This window comes from uncultured Lawsonella sp., assembly GCF_947252745.1.
Classification (GTDB): Bacteria; Actinomycetota; Actinomycetes; order Mycobacteriales; family Mycobacteriaceae; genus Lawsonella.
Genome location: NZ_CAMXWW010000004.1, coordinates 65,409 through 84,038, shown reverse-complemented (window position 1 = coordinate 84,038; position 18,630 = coordinate 65,409). Strand labels below are relative to the sequence as shown.

Here is an 18,630-nt window from a genome sequence, read left to right as displayed (position 1 = left end):
TCCGAAAGAGTAGGCGGCGCTCCGGTTGTGAGAATGAACGAGATTATGAAGAGGTAGGGGCACTATACTGTACAGACGCACTATTGCACGTCTGTGAGGAGAAGGGCTCCATGATGAAGACGCCGCCGTCTGCCCGTCGGGAGCGCAAGGAGAGCCGCTGGCTCTCTCGACGCGGCTTTTTGAGCATAGCCGGAGTGGCTGGGCTGCTTGGTCTGGGGTCCACAGCAGGGTGTAGCTTCGAGGATAATCCGCAGAAGACAGTGCTGCGGGGAACTACTATGGGGACCTACTACGCCATCACCTATTTGGCGACAGCCAAGACACCTCCGCAGGCGGAGGTGCGGGATAAGGTGGAAGCCCGTTTTACCTCCATCAACCACCAAATGTCGACGTTCATCCCTGAGTCGGAACTTTCTCGCTTTAACCAGTTCCGCAAAGTTGATACTCCCTTCCCGGCATCCCCGGAAGTCCTCACTGTTATGCGAGAAGCGGTGCGGCTGAACAAAGTTACCGAGGGAAAACTGGATGTCACCGTGGGGCCGTTGGTGAACCTGTGGGGATTTGGGTCAGAGGGCCGTCCTAATAAGATTCCCGCTGATGCGGATATTGACGAGACGAAAGCGAAGTGCGGTATTGAACACCTCGAAGTACTCGATAACGCACTGGTAAAGAAGATTCCTGAGCTTTACGTCGATCTGTCGTCGATTGCTAAAGGGTATGGGGTGGACGCGATCGCCCGTGAATTGGAGGCGCTGGGGGTAGAGCGCTACCTTGTCGATGTCGGTGGGGAAGTACGTGGTAAGGGAGCCGGAACGCGGGGAGGCCCATGGCGGGTGGCCGTAGAACGTCCTGTGCCCCATGGTGACGCCTCCCTGGATCGAGTCATCCACCTGGTCAACACCTCAGTGGCGACCTCCGGAGACTACCGGAACTACTTTGAGGACAACGGCCACCGGTTCTCGCACACCATTGATCCGCAGACGGGACGACCGATTACGCACAATCTTGCTTCCGTCACCGTCATGGATGCATCGTGTATGACAGCTGACGGGTTGGCGACCGGCCTGGACGTGTTGGGACCGGAGGAAGGCATGAAGCAGGCGACGAAGCTTAATCTGGCCTGCATCATGATTGTGAAAGAAAACGGCGCCTTCCGGGAGATCACCTCTCCGGCGTGGCGCCGTCAAATGCAGTAGTGGCTAGAGCCATTTCTTTCGTCTGAACACGATGTACATGGTGATAGACCAAATTGCCATGAGGGCGAGCACCACGTAGTACGCTCCATCGACTTGCAGGAGCGGCATGAACTGAAAGTTCATACCGTAGATACTGGCGATCAGGGTGGGGACGGCGATGATTGCTGCCCAGGCGGAGAGCGCACGGCTGATGACGTTTTGCTCCACTCCGACTTTTGCTGCGGCAGCATCGATGAGGGAGCTGAGGACTTCGTCGAACCCGTGGACATCGGAGATAGCACGTAGCAGGTGGTCTTCGACGTCACGGAAGTAGCTGCGGATGTCTTCGTCGACGTAGATCTGGTCGCTATTACAGAGTTCGTGTAGTGGCGTACGAAGGGGCGAGATCAGGTGCTTGATCTCGAGCACTTCTCGTTTGACCGCATAGATCTCATCGATATCGATATCCGTGGAAGGGTCGAAAACTTCCTCCTCGAGGTCGTCGATGTCGTTGTCCATGAGTGCAGCAACTTTGAGGTAGGAGTCGACGACGTGGTCGACAGCCCGGTAGAAGCACATCATGGGGCCTTGGGCGAGGTCTTCTGGGTTGTGGGAGAGGCGTTTGTGCACGTGGTCGAGGCTGTGGCCTTTCCCGTGTTGGATCGAGATGAAGTAATTCTTTCCGGCCACCAGGACGACTTCGCCGGTCTCCACAGCGTCGGCGGGATTGTCGATGACTTCGTGGTCGACGTAGCGGAGAGTTCGTGCCACGAGGGTGAGGCAGTCATCGAAGGCTTCGAGCTTAGGGCGCTGATGGTCAGTAGAGCAGTCTTCGACGAGAAGTTCGTGTAGGTCGTAGACGCGTCCCACATGCACCATTTGACGGCGATTGGGGTCGCGGAGTTGGAGCCAGACGAAATGCCCGGGGTGCTCTTCTACCCAGTGAAAGCCGCTGCGGTAGTCGAAGGTGCGATCAATGTGTTGTCCGTTTTCGTCGTAGACATCGCACCCGATGGTGGCTTGGGCAGTAGGGATGTGAACGTTATCATCGGGCTCGTTTTGAGCAGATTTTTGCGGGTTAAAGAGTTTGTCCCAGAAGGAGGTAAAACCCATTGCGCGCTCCTTTTGACGAAGTGGGAGGGGCTAACGAGCGGAGCTTTCAGAGGAAGTGCGGCGCAGGCCGTTGTAGAAGGCGACACATTCATCGTAGCGGGGAAGGAGTCTGGATTCCTGTGCAGCAGCCAAAGTGGGAGCACTTTTATCTTTAGGGGAGAGGATGAGTGCGTCTGGATCTCCCAGATCATAGTTGTCGCACCAGTCATGGAATGGCAAACCCAGAGCGGGGTCGAGAGGGTTAATGCCGTGTTCTGCCGGTGGGTTGTAGGCTTCCGAGCAGAGATAGCTCAACGCAGCGTCATCTGTGAGGCCAATCACAAGATGGCCTATTCCCTCTGGTAGGAAGACTGCGGTCCCGCTCTCTAGGGACAATTCGATGGCAACATACTGCGAAAATGTGGGGGATCCCACTCTGAGATCGACGAGCACATCCAATAAACGTCCGTGAGCTGCATAAACGTATTTTGCTTGGCCGGGTGGCACATCTGCGAAATGGACTCCGCGGACGGCTCCGCGGCGGGTGGGGCTGAGATTCGTTTGACGTATCGAGAGCTGATAGCCCACGTTATCGATAAAGGTAGGGGCGTGAAATGGGGCAGAAAAGAAGCCCCGATCGTCCGGAAAAGTAGGTGCCTCGAAGGCATAGCAGTAAGGGAGTGGAAGTTGTAATACCCGCATGGAATGGAAGTTTACCGGTCGCTAGGATGAGACGCGTGGGAGTTTTGTCTCCTGCATCACTAGTTAGAAATAATGTGACCTGAAGGGGACGCAGTTGACCCAGACTATTGATCCGCGCAATGGCGCGGAGAACGTTAATGACGAACTGTTTACCGCCGCAGTTAACGAAGACGTGGTGACCGAAGAAGAGGTTCTTCAGTATCACATCAACGGCAAACTCGACGTCGCCCTGCACTCGCCCCTCGATTCGCAGCACGCTCTCTCCGTTGCTTACACTCCCGGTGTTGCACTTGCCTGCAACGATATTTATGACAAGCCAGAAGATGCCAAGCTCTACACCTGGGCTGGCCGCCTCGTCGCGGTGGTCAGCGATGGAACTGCCGTGCTCGGACTCGGGAATATCGGCCCGTCCGCAGCGCTTCCGGTAATGGAAGGCAAGTGTGCCCTCTTTAAGCAGTTCTCCGGCCTCAACGCCATTCCGATTGTGCTCGATACGACCGATCCGGACGAGATTGTTGAGACCTGCATCCGTCTGCAGCCGAGCTTTGGTGCCATTAACCTCGAAGATATTTCCGCACCTCGTTGCTTCGAAATCGAAGATCGGTTGAAGGAAGCTCTTGATATTCCGGTGATGCACGACGACCAGCACGGTACCGCAGTGGTGGTGCTGGCTGGCATGATCAACGCCTGCCGACTCACTGGCCGTAAGCCCGAGGACCTCAAGGTCGTCGTATCGGGTGCCGGCGCTGCCGGTGTTGCCTGCACCAAGATTATTCTCAATGCTGGTGTCCAGAACGTTATCGTGCTTGACTCCCACGGCATCGTGTCCCGCGGCCGCGAAGGTCTGAATCCGGTGAAGGAAGCCCTGGCAGAGATCACCAACCCCGACAATATTGTGGGTGGTCAGGCAGAAGCCTTCGAAGGTGCCGACGTCTTCGTGGGTGTCTCCGCCGGACATGTGGCAGAAGACATTGTGGCGGAGATGGCCCCTGATGCCATCATCTTCTCCCTCTCCAACCCGGATCCGGAGATCCCCATTGATGTCGCACACCGCCATGCCTCCATTGTGGCGACCGGCCGCTCGGACTACCCGAACCAGCTCAACAATGTGCTGGCCTTCCCCGGTCTTTTCCGTGGCGCGCTCGATGCCCGCTCTACTGCTATTACGGATGAGATGCTGCAGGCCGCCGCAGAGGCCATCGCCAACGTTATCGACCCAAAGGATCTGGCTCCCGACTACATCATTCCGTCGCCGCTCGATCCGCGCGTCTGTCCGGCAGTTACCGCCGCGGTGAAGGCGGTTGCTGAAGCCAACAAGTAGCATTGTTGGTATGCGAGGTCATCGAAAATTAGGCGCGCTAGCGTGTGCCCTGCTCCTGGTGGTGACGGGATGTGGGCGAACAGACAAAGCTCTGGTCCCAGATCCCGTCGCACCTATAGTGCGGGTGGGCTATTCCGCAATGGCACCCGACTACGTCCTCGCCAAACTCTACGTTGCTGCCCTGCAGCTGAAAGGCGTCCCGGCCCGTCTTGACCGCATTGAAAGTCGGCGGGCCGCGGACGGTGTTCGTAACGTTGGCCCCGGCGTTACCCAAACCTCCTCCATTGGGCATCGGGCAAAGCTTCACGCCATTAGTACCGGGCTGGTAGATGTCGTCCCCGAGTACACCAGCCAGCTGTTGTTTGCGATGAACCCGGATGCCCCCATTTTGCGTGCGACAGTTCGACGGGACACTGCCAACCCCGACGCAGAGTTTGACCCGGTTTTTGCCGAGATGACACGCTCCCTTCCTCAGGAGACCCGCTCATTACGGCCCTCCCACGCCGAGCGCACCATGGTGCTAGCAGTTCGCAATAAGGATCCGCACACCGACGGCATTCGCACCTATTCCCAGCTGGCCGAGCGCTGCGAACGATTCTCCATCCTGATTCACGCCTATCCGGCCGATGCCCTCGAAATGGAGCACTGGGCAGAGCTCGTCAATCACCGCTATCGCTGTACCCCTCGATCCCTCGTCACAGAGACGACTGTGACGTCCGGTGACGATGTGGTCCTCACGTTTGCGCCGGACCCGTTGCTGCTCAGCGGGGACTGGCGTTTGCTTGCGGATGATCTCCATTCCCTAGCCGCCGCCTATATTTTCCCATTAGTGGCCAAAAGCGCCGTCGACCGTCCCCGTCAGCTCATCTTCGATGAACTCAGTGAGAAACTCACGACGACGGATGTGGCTGAACTTCTCCGCGTGGAATACCGCACCCCAGACCAACTGGACCAGTTCATTACCAACTGGCTCCGCGCTAAGGGTTTCTCGGGGCGCGAAAAATAGACTTTTGTGCACGGTGCACAGAACCTCACGCATGGCTAGTCCCAGTAGAGCAAGTATGGATATACTTAACTCACTGTTCTGCAGTACTCCACAGACAAATACCTCTACTACGAGATGGTAGAGAGTCGGCGACAGCAGTAGTTAGGTATATTTCGCCCCGTATAGCCTGCAGGAACTGCCTGTACGGAACAGACGAGGAAGCTGGAGGGCAAGAGCTCTCTAGGATAACTCGCCTTTGTGATAAAGGCGACGCATCACCACTCTTCTTAGAAAAGAAAGCACCTCTATTCGAATGCTCAGCAGGAGCTCGAGGTGTTCTGGCATGGTGCTCGTAATCCAGAGGTGAATGTTGACATTCATTCATTGGAGACAGACGTGTCTATTTTTTCTGCAACCGTTTTAGGTACCCCTCGTATCGGGCCTCGACGTGAGCTGAAGTTTGCTATCGAACGCTATTGGAGAGGCGAGAGTAGCGAAGCTGAGCTGCGTGCTATCGTCACGGAGCTACGTGCCCACACGTGGGCACAGCTGGTGGACGCTGGCCTGGATTCCATCCCCACCAATGTGTTCTCTCTCTACGACCAAATGCTTGACACCACCATGCTGGTCGGGGCGCTTCCACAATGCTACCGTGCTGCAGCAGAGACGGACCTCGATCGGTATTTCGCGGCGGCACGCGGTACGGCAGCCGTCCCCCCGCTGGAGATGACGAAGTGGTTCGATACCAACTACCACTACCTGGTTCCCGAGTTCTCAGTAGACACTCACTTCACCCTTCACCCTGAGGCGGTACTAGAGGATCTTCATGCTGCCCAAGCAGCTGGTATTCCTGCTCGCCCGGTGATCATTGGCCCCTTCACCTATCTGCGGTTGGCAAAGGAAGCGGATCGTGCTGCTGCCTCGAGTCTGGGCGGTGCCCTCAGCCGGCTCAACGAGCTCCTCCCGGTGTACGAAGAGCTTCTGCAGCTGCTTGCTGCAGAAGGCGTAGAGTGGGTGCAGCTGGATGAACCGAGCGCAGTTACCACCCTCAGCCCTGCTGAACTCGAGCTGTTGGGGAAGGTGTATGACCGTCTCGGTGGGCTCGCACAACGCCCACAGATTCTCGTTGCCACCTACTTCGGTGACACCAAAGACGCACTACCGGTGCTCGCCGGCACCCCCGTTGAGGGACTTGCCCTTGACTTCGTTGCGGGGGACCTGCCTCCGCAGGGTGTTCCAGGACTATCGGAGAAACTACTGGTAGCTGGTGTTGTTGATGGCCGCAACGTATGGGCAACGGCGATCGATGGGGCGGTAGAACAACTCGTCCGTGCTTCTGAGCGAGCTGCCCACGTCGCCGTCTCCACCTCCTGCTCTCTCCTGCACGTCCCCTATACGCTCGCCGGAGAAGATCTTCCCACCATCGAAGAGCGAACCGCCACTGGTACCGACGGATTGTGCCGAGAATGGCTCGCTTTTGGTGCGGAAAAGATCGCGGAGATCTCCCTACTAGCACAAATCCAGCGCGGCGAGAAAGACCCCAATGCCCCCGAGGTGCAAGCCGCCCGTGACATTACGGCGCACCGACGGGGAAGTGCCGTCACCAACAATCCGACGCTGCGGAAGCGAATTGCGATGCTTACCGATGCCGACTTCCACCGTCCCGACTATGCTGAGCGGGCCGCTCTCCAGCGTGATGCGCTCAACCTTCCGCTGCTGCCCACAACTACCATTGGATCCTTCCCGCAGACTGCCGAAATTCGGTCTGCCCGTCAGCGCTTTGGGCGTGGTGAGTTGACGAAGGAGCAGTACGACGAAGCAATGCGGCAAGAAATCCGAGACGTCATCAAACTTCAGGAAGACCTGGATATTGATGTGCTGGTTCATGGTGAGCCGGAACGTAACGACATGGTGCAGTACTTCGCTGAGCAACTCGACGGCTGTTGGGCATCCCGCAATGGCTGGGTGCAGTCCTACGGCACTCGCTGCGTGCGCCCACCGGTGGTGTATGGCGATGTGCAGCGACCTAACGCCATGTCCGTCGCATGGTCGGCTTATGCGGCGAGCCTCACAGACCGTCCGATGAAAGGTATGCTAACCGGCCCCCTCACCATGCTGTCGTGGTCGTTCGTGCGTGATGATCAGGCCTTGGAGGCTACCGCGATACAGGTGGCGTTAGCGATTCGTGACGAGTGTGTGGATCTGGAAGATGCTGGTATTCGCATTATTCAGGTGGACGAGCCGGCACTGCGTGAGCTGTTGCCGCTGCGTGATGAGGATAAGGAGCACTACGCCGAGTGGGCAGCTGCTGCTTTCCGGCTGGCAACGGCTGGGGTGGCTCCCGCCACGCAAATTCACACCCACATGTGCTATTCCGAGTTTGGTGAAATGGTAGGTGTGATTGGTGACCTGGACGCCGACGTCACTTCCGTTGAGTCTGCCCGTTCCCAGATGGAAATAGTGAACGACTTGGAAGAGCACGGGTACCGTCAGGCGATCGGTCCGGGTGTCTACGACATTCACTCACCGCGTGTACCGCACGTCGAAGAGATCTTCGCCGCCTTGCAGCTTGCACTGAAAGCCGTTCCAGCAGAGCGACTTTGGGTTAATCCGGATTGCGGCCTGAAAACCCGCCGGGCGGAAGAGTGCCTCCCCTCGCTGGCAGCCATGGTAACGGCGACAAAGCAACTCCGCGCTCAACTTGCCCAGTAACATGCTGCCGCAACAACGCCCACACAGGGGGTAAAGCGTCTCCCGCCTGCTGCCCCCACACGTAAAAGCCCGCACCCGGTGAATACCAGGGTGCGGGCTTTTACGTGTGGGGGCAGCAGAACCGATCGTCCAGCCCAGCCGTCGGCAGACGTCAGGAAAAGAAGACGACTGGCATAGCTGGTCGGACTGGTAAGCAGACTTATTCGGGCAGAGTGGAGTTGAAGACAGTATCCATAAGCAGTGTCTGCTCAGCGCGGCTCACACTGGAGACCCCAGTTGCTGGAGCGGACATACTGCGGCGCGAGAAGCGGTCGAAAGGCGGCAGGTTACCGACCACGGTGGGCAGCTTGACCTTGAGGAATGGCCAGGCCCCCTGGTTAGATGGTTCTTCTTGCACCCACATGACTCTCTCCACCTGGGGATAGCGGGCAACAAGCTCGTAGAGTCGGCGGAACGGTACCGGGTAGATCTGCTCCAATCGGGCAATGGCCAGATCGAAGCGTTCCTCCTTGTCACGCCGCCGAGCAAGCTCGTAATACACCTTCCCAGAGCACAGCAGCAGCGTCTTTACTGATGATGGGTCGTGCAACTGCTTTTCATCGTAGAAATAGGGGTCATCAATGACCGAGCGGAATTTTCGCTGGGTGAAGTCTTCCAATGGGCTCGTCGCCGCCTTCATCCGCAGCATGGACTTCGGGGTCGCCACAATGAGCGGGCGCACAATACTGGATAGAATATGCCGGCGAATGAGGTGGAAGTAATTTGCAGGGGTGGACGGTTGGGCGATGGTCATGTTGGACTCCGCACACATTTGGAGGTAACGCTCGATGCGGGCAGAAGAGTGGTCAGGGCCAGCACCTTCCTGTCCATGCGGGAGGAGCATGACGAGTCCTGAACGTTGGTTCCACTTCGCTTCAGCCGAGGAAATGTACTCGTCAACAATGGTCTGTCCACCGTTGGCAAAGTCACCGAATTGAGCCTCCCAACATACCAGCGCATCCGAGTGGGCCACACTGTAGCCGTACTCCACACCCAAACCCGCAAACTCGGACAGTGCGGAGTTAAAGATGTCGAAATGCCCTCCGTGGGTGTTCGCAATGGCGCGGAGAGGGCTGTACTCGTTGCTGTTCTCCCGATCCACTACGATGGCGTGACGTTGGGTGAAGGTCCCGCGGCAGCTGTCCTCACCCGCGATGCGTACATCTCGTCCTTCTTGGACCAGCGAGCCCCAGGCCAACAGTTCAGCCATAGCCCAGTCCACGTGCCCCTCATGGGTCATGCGGTGGCGAGCTTCAAGAATAGGCTTGACGCGCTTGTGGACAGAGAAGTTATCCGGCACATTGGCGAATGCGTCGCCAATCTCTTCCAACCGTTCGGCTGAGATAGCAGTCTGCAGGTTGTAGGGAACACGCTGCTTTGTAGCCACCGATTGTGATGGAGGAGTGGACTCCTTCTCCGCATCCTTCACCTGTTTGAAGACACTTTCGAGCTCACCCTGGTAGTCCTGCAAGGCAGTTTCTGCTTCTTGCGGAGTAATATCGCCGCGTCCCACCAACGTCTCCAGGTAGGACTGCCGCACAGAACGCTTGTTATCGATGATGTCGTACATGGCGGGCTGCGTCATCGACGGATCATCCGCCTCATTGTGGCCTCGACGGCGGTAGGAGACGAGGTCGATAACAACATCCTTGGCGAACTTCTGGTTGAATTCGACGGCGGCGCGGGCGACACGCACACATGCTTCCGGGTCGTCCCCATTGACATGGAAGACCGGCACACCAAAGGCCTTCGCGACGTCGGTGCAATATTCGCTGGAGCGACCTTGTGAAGGGGCGGTAGTAAAACCGATCTGGTTATTGACGACGATATGCACGGTGCCACCGACGTTGTAGCCTTCGAGCAGTGCCATATTGAGCGTCTCGTACACCACTCCTTGACCTGAGAAAGCGGCATCACCGTGCAGCATGAGCGGCATGACAGGGTAGCGCGGTTGATTCTCTTGGTGGGGCCGTTCGGTACTACGAGCAAGCAGGTCTTGCTTAGCCTTGACGATACCGATAAGAACGGGGTCGACGGCTTCCAGGTGTGAGGGGTTGGCGGTGAGCGTCACCTTGATGTCGTTGTCGCCATACATCTGATAGTGCGTACCCTCGGCACCGAGGTGGTACTTCACATCTCCAGAACCCTGCTGTTCATTGGCATGCATGTTGCCTTCGAACTCACTGAAGATTTGGTTGTAGGGTTTGCCGACGATATTGACAAGCACATTGAGACGCCCACGGTGGGGCATGCCAATGACGACCTCCTGGACATGGTGGTCGGCAGCCACATCAATGATGCGATCCATCATAGGAATAAGAGACTCTGAGCCCTCCAAGGAGAAACGTTTCTGCCCCACATACTTGGTTTGAAGGAAAGATTCGAATGCTTCGGCCGCGATAAGCGTAGTGAGAGTGAGTTTCTGATCCTTGGCGGAGAGCGGGGCACCCTTACTCTCCACATAATTGCGGATCCACTCGCGTTGCTCATTATCGAGGATGTACGTGTACTCGACGCTGATCTTCTCGCAATAGGCATTGCGCAGCACCGTCATAATGTCGCGTAACTTCATCCGCTCTTGACCGGCGAGACCGCCAACGGCGAACTCTCTGTCAAGGTCCCAGATGGTGAGCCCGTAGTGTGCAATGTTGAGGTCCGGGTATGTTTCCCGCTTCCGGCCCGGTTCAATGAAGTTGAGGGGGTTCGTGTCGGCAATGAGGTGGCCACGGTCGCGGTATGCCTCGATGAGTTGAAGCACACGCGCATCCTTATTTACCCCCTGCGAAGTGACATCGCGTCGCCATCGCCACGGCTCGAAGGGAAGTTTGAGCCCAGTAAAGATCTCATCGTAGAACTCGTCGGATAGAAGCAGTTTGTGGATCGTCCCCAGCCACTCGCCGGACTCTGCACCTTGGATAATCCGGTGGTCGTAGGTGGAGGTGACAGTCATTGTCTTACCCACCCCGAGCTCCGCCAGTGCTTCATCGCTCATCCCGACGTATTCCGCCGGATACTGAAGTGCTCCAACGCCCAAAATACAGCCCTGACCAGGTGTAAGGCGCGGCACAGAGTGAATCGTGCCAATACCGCCAGGGTTAGTAAGTGAGATGGTGACACCGGCAAAGTCGGCGGCAGTTAGCTTACCGTTGCGGGCGCGCGTGACGATATCTTCATAAGCGGCGACGAACTGGGGGAAGTTCATCGTTTCCGTCTCTTTAATCGCTGCGACCACTAGTGAGCGACTACCGTCTTTGCCCCGCAGGTCAACCGCTAGGCCCAAGTTAATGTGGTCAGGCTGAATACGAGTGAAGTGGCCGTCCTCCTCCTCTAACCGGCAGTTCATGGTGGGATAGGCTTTCACTGCCTGAATCATGGCGTAGCCAATGAGGTGTGTGAAGGAGACTTTCCCTCCACGAGTTTTTGTAAGGTAACTGTTGATGAGAGCTCGGTTCTCAAACATCAATTTCACTGGAATAGAGCGCACCGAGGTCGCTATGGGGATATTACGGGAAGCATTCATATTGCGCGCAATAGCCCGGGCAGTACCCCGCAGTGGAGTTTTCTCCTCTTCCGTTAGCTCTGGGTAACTGGGGCCGGCCGCCGGCTCAACCGTATACATGGTAGTGAGGGCATCTTTAGCGGCAGAGCGCACACGCTCGGTGGAGGCACGTTGCACGTTCACTGGGTCTGCAGCGGTCTCAGAGTAGTCGTAATCGGTGAGGAAAGCAGTGGGATTAGTAGGGCCGAAAGGTTCGGACACTAGTTGCGCGCTGTCCGTACTGGTGGCGGCGGCTATAGGGGAGGGGATCAGTTTTTGATCGGTGAAGTAGGCCCGCCAAGCATCATCCACACTGTGGGGATCGTCGCGGTACTTCCGATACATTTCGTCAACCAGCCACTGGTTCTGTCCGAAAGAATCTGGATGTGTCGTCACTGATAACCCTCATTCTGGTCCGGTTGGATGTGTACCTCTAATGGTACTCAGAAAGAAGGGTGGTGATCTGCGTTACACGAATGCTGAAAAGAAGAAGAGAATTTTTGTGTGCGATGAGTATTCTGCAGGTCATCGTGATTAGTATGGTGTTTAAATACAATTGCTCCCCTACGCGTCAATCGCTATATCTCTTGGAAAGCCCAACCTCAATGCGTATGAATAGAGAAGACCGCCGGGCACACCTTATCAAGGCTGCCATGGTCGTCGCTCGGCGAGAAGGTTTCGCTCAAGTGACTACTCGCGCCGTAGCCCAAGAAGCCGACATTTCCCTCGGAGTAGTGCACTACTGCTTCAATGACAAAGAAGAGCTGCTCTACGAAATGGCTGCTCACACCGTCGATGAAGTCATTCACACTATTACCAAGAGTGTGCTCGCCACCGCTTCTACCTCCAACAAGACGGGACTCGCTGGACTAGAAGAGTCATTGTTCCAGGACTCTCTAACCATCCTCAACGAGGTCTCCGCACAAGCCGAAAACTCACCGCTGGTGTACGAGGTCATTTCCTATGCATTTCATACCTCTGACTTCCGGTTCCAACAACTCATCACCATGTACTACGATGCCCTGGCGCACCTAGCCTACAGCTATCTCGACTCTGTGGCCCGCCGATTCAATGCCACGTGGTCCATGGATCTCAACCAACTGGTTCCCGTCATCCTCGACCTCATTCATGGGTACCTGTTGCGCCATCTGAGTCTCCGTACCCCGCAAAACCCGGCACTGGCCAGTAGCGCCGACGGGATGAAGATTGTGTTGGACTCCCTGGAAATGGTTGTTCGTACCGTAGTACGGAACGCAGAAGAAATAACTGTAGCATAATCGCACCCTTATGATGCGGCCGGGGAGGTTATTCTTCCCTGGCTGCATCATATTCCGGACAGTTCTTCTTGAGGTGAGCATAACTCCCGCTCAACGAGCTGAAGAGGCGACTCTGGCGAGTCGAGTGCCTAAACTAGTAACCATGACAAGCACTAGCGCAAATCTTTCCCGACCTTCTCGCGAATGGAACGACTGGGATGCACTCGGCAAGGAAGCAGTGGCCTTCACCCAGGACCTCATCCGTATTCCCTCAGTCAACACCGGAGAACCCGACGTAGGAGACGGCGAAGACCAGTGCATCCATTACATCGCCGGCAAACTCGCTGATGTTGGCATCCAGGGGGACTACCTGGCATCCCGCCCTGGGCGCGGAAACTACCGCATCGTCATCCCAGGAGACGACCCCCATGCGCTCCTCATTCACAGCCACGTCGATGTCGTGCCCATCAACGCTGACGATTGGGACCACCCGCCCTTCGGTGGTGACATTATTGACGGATGGATCTGGGGCCGCGGTGCAGTCGATATGAAAGACTTTGCCGGCATGATGCTAGCCGTTGCACGCCATTACGCACTTACCGGAGTGCGCCCAGCCCGCACCCTCATGATGGTGTGGTTCTCCGATGAAGAACACGATGGTGTATGGGGCTCCCACTGGTTTGTTGACCACCATCCTGAGTGGTTCGCGGGAGTAACCCAGGCGCTCAGCGAAGTGGGCGGCTTCTCCGTCACTCTCCCAGACCATCCTGACACACGAATCTACCCCCTGGCAGTAGCTGAAAAAGGTGTTGCCTGGGCACGCCTCAGTGCGAAAGGTCGTGCCGGGCACGGTTCCCGCCCCTCCGGGACGAATGCCGTCTCTGTCATTACCCGTGCTGTCGCAGCGATCGCCCGTCATGATTTCCCTATCGTCCACACCCCTGCGCTGGATGCCTTCCTAGATACCATCACGGAAGTAACAGGCGAGCGCTACCAAGACGATGAGCTTGACGCCGCGACCCACAAGTGGGGTTTCCTGGGGCCAGTAGTCCGCGCCAGTCTCCGCAACACGGCAGCCCCCACCCAGCTTCACGCCGGCTACGCGGTAAACGTCATCCCCGCCGACGCCCGTGCCACCATCGATTGCCGTGTGCTTCCCGGCCACGAGACAGAATTCTTTGACACCGTAGAGGAATTGCTGAGAAACGAGTTGGGAGAGGACTATGACGCCCTCACCATCCACTGGGAAAAACCCAATGCAGTCTCCAGTGATCCGCAGTCTCCCTTCGTGGATACTGTCCGTGAAGCCCTCACCACCATCGATCCCGCAGGAGTTGTTGCGCCCTATCTTCTCCCGGCTGGCACTGACAATAAGTTTCTCCAGCGGCTGGGTATCGAATGTTTTGGTTTCGTTCCTCTGCACGTCCCCAGCACCTATGATTGCTTCGGGCATTTCCATGCAAAAAATGAGAGAGTTCCCGTCAGTGCCGTCCACAGCGGAGCACAGGTACTGGCTCACCTCACCCAAAATGCGTAGGCTGAGCCTATGGCGAGCTCAACACGGAATCTCCGAGAACCCCTACCTCGGGGTATCTGGGTTCTGGTAGGAGCCGCCTTTCTCATAGCGATCGGATACGGACTCATCACCCCGGTCCTACCACAATACGCGCACAGTTTCGATGTGAGCGTGATGGCGGCCGCCGCCATTGTCAGTGTCTTCGGCATGACGCGCCTCGTGTTTGCGCCAGCCTCCGGTAAACTCATCAATCTACTAGGTGAGCGGCCGATGTATCTGGCAGGGCTCTTTATCGTTGCCCTCTCTACTCTGGCAACCACCTTCGCTCAGGGCTACTGGGAACTCGTCGTCTACCGCGGGTTAGGTGGAATCGGCTCGACCCTCTTCACCGTGTCCGCAACCGCCATGATCGTGAAAATGGCACCGGGATATATGCGTGGACGTGCAGCTTCCGCATATGGTGGAGCCTTCCTCATCGGAAACATCGCCGGTCCAGTAGTGGGAGGAATACTGGGGCATATAGACATTAGGCTCCCATTTTACGTATACACAGTTTCACTCATCCTGGCGATTATCGTGGTGTGGTGGATGCTCCCGGCACGGCTCCTCGACCACTCAGCCACCGACGCTGCCACCGCGGAAACGGGGGATTTAGCCGTCAACACGGGCACTATCTCCGAAACGGAACCCGGCACACCTGCTGCTGCGTCGGATCTGGACACGGAACAATCGACGACACAAGCTCCCGAGCTGAAACTACGCGACGTCATGAAAGACAGCGCGTTCTGGGCCTGCCTCGCTACCAACTTCTCCAATGGCTGGGGCAACTTCGGAGTCCGTGTCGCCCTGCTTCCTCTTTTCGTCTCCGCGTTGCTTCGCACAAACGGCGCAGCCCAGGCGGGTATTGCGATGGCGATTTTTGCCATCGGGAACGCTATTGCCCTCTACACCACCCGGCATTGGTCCGACCGCTGGGGGCGTCGCCCCCTTATCATCGGGGGACTTCTACTGTGTGGAGCGATGACGGCGCTTCTAGGGCAAGGGACAAGTGTGGGTATGGTCTACGTTCTCTCGCTCTTCGCTGGGCTTGGAGGCGGCGTCATCAATCCCGCTCAACAGGCAGCCATCGGAGATGTGGTGGCTGGATACCGTGGCGGTACTATCTTGGCCTCCGTACAGATGGCTGCGGACTTCGGTTCAATCGTTGGTACGCTGGCAGCCGGCGCCATTGTGGATGCCTTGGGCTACAGCTGGGCCTTTGGAATCACGGGCATCATCTTGGCGGTGAGTTCGTTGGCATGGGTGCCGGCCAGAGAAACTCTTCCGCCTGCCGCGCGTAGCCGACCAGCAGCTTCCTCCCTTTAGGTTTCCGCAGGTAGTAGCGGGTAGTATAAGACACGATGACTACTGTCGAAACATTTTCCGACTTCGACCTGCCCGCTCCGATTCTGCAAGCAATCAGTGACCTAGGTTTCGAGTCCCCCAGCCAAATTCAGGCTGCTACTATCCCCCTGCTGCTCTCCGGGAAAGACGTTGTGGGCATGGCCCAAACCGGTACCGGTAAGACCGCAGCGTTTGGCCTCCCCATGGTGGCCGCCATTGATCCCGAGCTGAAAGCTCCGCAAGCCTTAGTTCTTGCCCCAACCCGCGAACTAGCCCTGCAGGTTGCCGATGCCGTATCGAGCTTCGCACGGCATATCCCAGGTGTAAAAGTGCTCCCCATCTACGGGGGACAGTCCTATGGTGTCCAAATCGCAGGTTTGAAGCGTGGAGCCCAGATCATCGTCGGTACCCCCGGACGTATCATCGACCACCTTTCCAAAGGCAAACTCGATCTTTCTGAACTGCACTACCTAGTTCTCGATGAAGCCGATGAAATGCTGAAGATGGGTTTCCAAGAAGACGTCGAAGAGATCCTCTCCAAAACCCCCGAACACCGTCAGGCAGCACTCTTCTCCGCTACTATCCCGCCGGCGATCCGCCGCATCTCCGAGAACTATCTGTCTGATCCGCAGCAGATCGAAATTGAGACCCCCACCACCACTAATGCCAATATTGAACAGCGATACGTAATCGTCAACCAGCGCTCCAAAATCGATGCACTTACCCGCATCTTGGAAGTGGACACCTTTGAAGCAATGATTCTCTTCGTCCGCACCAAGCAACAGACAGAAGAGATGGCCGATAAGCTTCGTGCACGCGGTTACGGTGCCGCCGCGATTAACGGTGACATGGTGCAAGCCCAACGTGAGCGCACCATTAATCAGCTCAAAGAGGGCACCCTCGATATTCTTGTTGCAACCGACGTGGCCGCCCGTGGTCTCGACGTCGACCGCATCAGCTATGTCCTAAACTATGACATGCCCCACGACCCGGAGTCTTACGTGCACCGGATCGGTCGCACCGGGCGCGCGGGGCGGACCGGGCAAGCGCTTCTGTTCGTGACGCCACGAGAACGCCGCATGATTAAGCAGATTGAGCGCGTTACTGGCCAGCCTCTGGAAGAGGTCAAGCTGCCCAGTGTGGACGATGTGAATGACACACGCGTTCGCCGCTTCAATGAATCCATCACCGAAGCTTTGGAAGATGAGCATCTCGACCTATTCCGTGGTTTCGTGCAGCTTTACGCCGCAGATACGGGAGTGGATATGGTCGATATTGCGGCTGCCCTAGCCGTCCGCACTGTCGATGAGACTGAAGGTTTCCTCTTGACTGAGGAACTTGAGGTAGATGACTATCGCGGCCACCAACGCTCCTTCTCTCATGGTGGGGAGCGTAAAGAAGGTCGCCAGCAGTCTCGGAGCGGAAAAGACTTGGTCTCCTACCGTATTGCCGTTGGTAAGCGTCATAAGGCCACGCCATCGAGCATTGTGGGAGCTATTGCGAACGAAGGCGGGATCAGTAGCGCTGATATTGGCCACATCTCTATTCGCGGGGACTACTCTCTCATCGACATGCCCGCAGACCTTCCCCAAGAGGTTTTCGACAATCTGGAGAAGACGCGGATCTCCGGCCAACTGATTCACCTTGAGGTGGACCCGGGCCCACCGGCGAACCGTCCAGGAGCCCTGAAGCAGGCCAAGTGGGAGAAGAAACAGCAGAGTAGCTATATGCGCCCTGAGAAACACTCCCGTAAGCACCGCAGCGATCGCACCGAGTGGAAAGACCGGAAGGGTCGCAAGGCGTGGAAGAACTCTGCAGATCATGGTCGCGGTACATGGAATGAGCTTTCCTCTGCCGGCAAGCGGACCAAGAATGACCACTCTGGGCGGAAGGATCGCCCTGCCTGGAATTCTCGTTCCCGGAAGAGCTACCAACCTGCCGGAAAGGGATATTCCAAGAACCGTAGTTTTTCCAACTACAAGCAGGGCAAAAAGTACTAATTCGCATGCTGTGGGCAGAGTCTGCTTGCCGCGGAGAGTGCCCGCCAATCGGCTTGGCTGATGGACAGGTTGTAGTGGATCGCAACGGTGAGGTAACGGCCCGCGTACCAGCAGCGGCTACCTTTCCATGGTGGAAGCCAGTCGCTGGGGGTACTGTCTCCCTTTTTGATATTGATGTCTCCCGCAACCACTACCAGGTTGCGGGAGATGTCGTTAGCGAAGGTCACTCGCTTTCGCTGAGGCCACTGCGCAGCACCCATATCCCACGCTGCGGCAAGTGGGAAGAGGTGGTCGATATGACGTTGCTGCCGCTGGTAGGGGAGGGGACGCCCGGTATAGGGATCGATGCCGGTCGTGAGAAGTCGCAGCATCTCAGAACGAGTATCGATACCGTTGTGACTGCCAGGTGCATCTGAGTCGTCAGTCCATGCGGTTCCGAAACTGCAGCTGGACGATCCGGTGCAGGCACGTTCGTAACCCAGAATATGGTGGCGGCGTGGGATGACATGCACACGGTCGAGTAGTGCACGTACTTCAGCACGGCTTGGAGTACCCGTCCACTGGTGTGCCGGTGGAATCCACTGGGATGCGGTAACGACGAGTGCCACTAGGGTGGGAAACACCACCCACCCGCCCCAGAGTAGCCAACGATGTCCTCGGAGGCTCCAGAGGTGGACTGAGGTAGTGGCGTGAGCGTATCGGGTAGTACCAGACTGGCGGGCAGGGTTAGTGTCCGAGGCTGGATTGGAGGTGTCGGTGCATGTACGGGCGACGGAAACTGGAGTGTGATGATGAGGCAGCGGCATAGTGGGGACTTTGGTGGTGACGGTGACTTTGCAGTTAACCACATGCGCAAGCGGGATGGATGAGCTACTTAGGGCACGTCGCACGGGGACGGTCAGATGAAATAT

12 protein-coding genes are annotated in these 18,630 nt (G+C 57.0%); 8 read left to right on the top strand and 4 right to left on the bottom strand.

Features of this window, described 5'->3' with window-relative positions; all coding sequences use genetic code 11:
- Positions 1-110 precede the first annotated feature (110 nt).
- Positions 111-1,196: an FAD:protein FMN transferase gene (locus tag Q0X28_RS05290; RefSeq protein WP_298576968.1), complete on the top strand. Its 1,086-nt coding sequence runs from the start codon at positions 111-113 to the stop codon at positions 1,194-1,196.
- 3 nt (positions 1,197-1,199) lie between these two features.
- On the opposite strand, the gene Q0X28_RS05285 is transcribed toward Q0X28_RS05290, so the two are convergent.
- Together Q0X28_RS05285 and Q0X28_RS05280 are read right to left on the bottom strand one after the other, a co-directional pair.
- Positions 1,200-2,288: a magnesium and cobalt transport protein CorA gene (locus tag Q0X28_RS05285; protein ID WP_298576967.1), complete on the bottom strand. Its 1,089-nt coding sequence runs from the start codon at positions 2,286-2,288 to the stop codon at positions 1,200-1,202.
- A 30-nt stretch (positions 2,289-2,318) separates the two neighbouring features.
- Positions 2,319-2,969, bottom strand: a complete 651-nt coding sequence (locus Q0X28_RS05280; protein WP_298576965.1) for a dTDP-4-dehydrorhamnose 3,5-epimerase family protein — start codon at positions 2,967-2,969, stop codon at positions 2,319-2,321.
- A gap of 175 nt (positions 2,970-3,144) precedes the next feature.
- Between Q0X28_RS05280 and Q0X28_RS05275 the strand changes: the two genes are divergently transcribed.
- From Q0X28_RS05275 to metE, 3 genes are all read left to right on the top strand, one after another.
- A complete protein-coding gene (locus Q0X28_RS05275; RefSeq protein WP_298577014.1) occupies positions 3,145-4,290 on the top strand; it encodes an NADP-dependent malic enzyme in 1,146 nt (381 codons plus the stop codon).
- Between the two features lie 10 nt (positions 4,291-4,300).
- Complete coding sequence (locus Q0X28_RS05270) at positions 4,301-5,296, top strand: glycine betaine ABC transporter substrate-binding protein (RefSeq protein WP_298576963.1); 996 nt, start codon at positions 4,301-4,303, stop codon at positions 5,294-5,296.
- 375 nt (positions 5,297-5,671) lie between these two features.
- Positions 5,672-7,987, top strand: a complete 2,316-nt coding sequence (gene metE, locus Q0X28_RS05265) for a 5-methyltetrahydropteroyltriglutamate--homocysteine S-methyltransferase (RefSeq protein WP_298576961.1) — start codon at positions 5,672-5,674, stop codon at positions 7,985-7,987.
- Between the two features lie 199 nt (positions 7,988-8,186).
- Here metE and Q0X28_RS05260 read toward each other — a convergent pair whose 3' ends face one another.
- Positions 8,187-11,960 carry a multifunctional oxoglutarate decarboxylase/oxoglutarate dehydrogenase thiamine pyrophosphate-binding subunit/dihydrolipoyllysine-residue succinyltransferase subunit gene (locus Q0X28_RS05260; RefSeq protein ID WP_298576959.1) on the bottom strand — a complete coding sequence of 1,258 codons (3,774 nt, stop codon included), beginning with the start codon at positions 11,958-11,960 and terminating at the stop codon, positions 8,187-8,189.
- A 215-nt stretch (positions 11,961-12,175) separates the two neighbouring features.
- On the opposite strand from Q0X28_RS05260, the gene Q0X28_RS05255 reads away from it, so the two are divergent.
- The 4 genes from Q0X28_RS05255 (at position 12,176) to Q0X28_RS05240 (ending at position 17,719) form a co-directional block, all read left to right on the top strand.
- Complete coding sequence (locus tag Q0X28_RS05255) at positions 12,176-12,841, top strand: TetR/AcrR family transcriptional regulator (protein WP_298576957.1); 666 nt, start codon at positions 12,176-12,178, stop codon at positions 12,839-12,841.
- Between the two features lie 142 nt (positions 12,842-12,983).
- Positions 12,984-14,357 carry a M20/M25/M40 family metallo-hydrolase gene (locus Q0X28_RS05250; RefSeq protein WP_298576956.1) on the top strand — a complete coding sequence of 458 codons (1,374 nt, stop codon included), beginning with the start codon at positions 12,984-12,986 and terminating at the stop codon, positions 14,355-14,357.
- Between the two features lie 9 nt (positions 14,358-14,366).
- Positions 14,367-15,701, top strand: coding sequence for an MFS transporter (locus tag Q0X28_RS05245; protein WP_296237492.1), 1,335 nt, complete (start codon positions 14,367-14,369; stop codon positions 15,699-15,701).
- 35 nt (positions 15,702-15,736) lie between these two features.
- Complete coding sequence (locus Q0X28_RS05240) at positions 15,737-17,719, top strand: DEAD/DEAH box helicase (protein ID WP_296237491.1); 1,983 nt, start codon at positions 15,737-15,739, stop codon at positions 17,717-17,719.
- Here the strand turns inward: Q0X28_RS05240 and Q0X28_RS05235 are convergent.
- Positions 17,716-18,609 (bottom strand): HNH endonuclease family protein, encoded by an 894-nt coding sequence (locus tag Q0X28_RS05235; RefSeq protein WP_298576954.1) that lies wholly within the window; start codon positions 18,607-18,609, stop codon positions 17,716-17,718. The genes Q0X28_RS05240 and Q0X28_RS05235 overlap by 4 nt on opposite strands.
- Between the last annotated feature and the right edge of the window lie 21 nt (positions 18,610-18,630).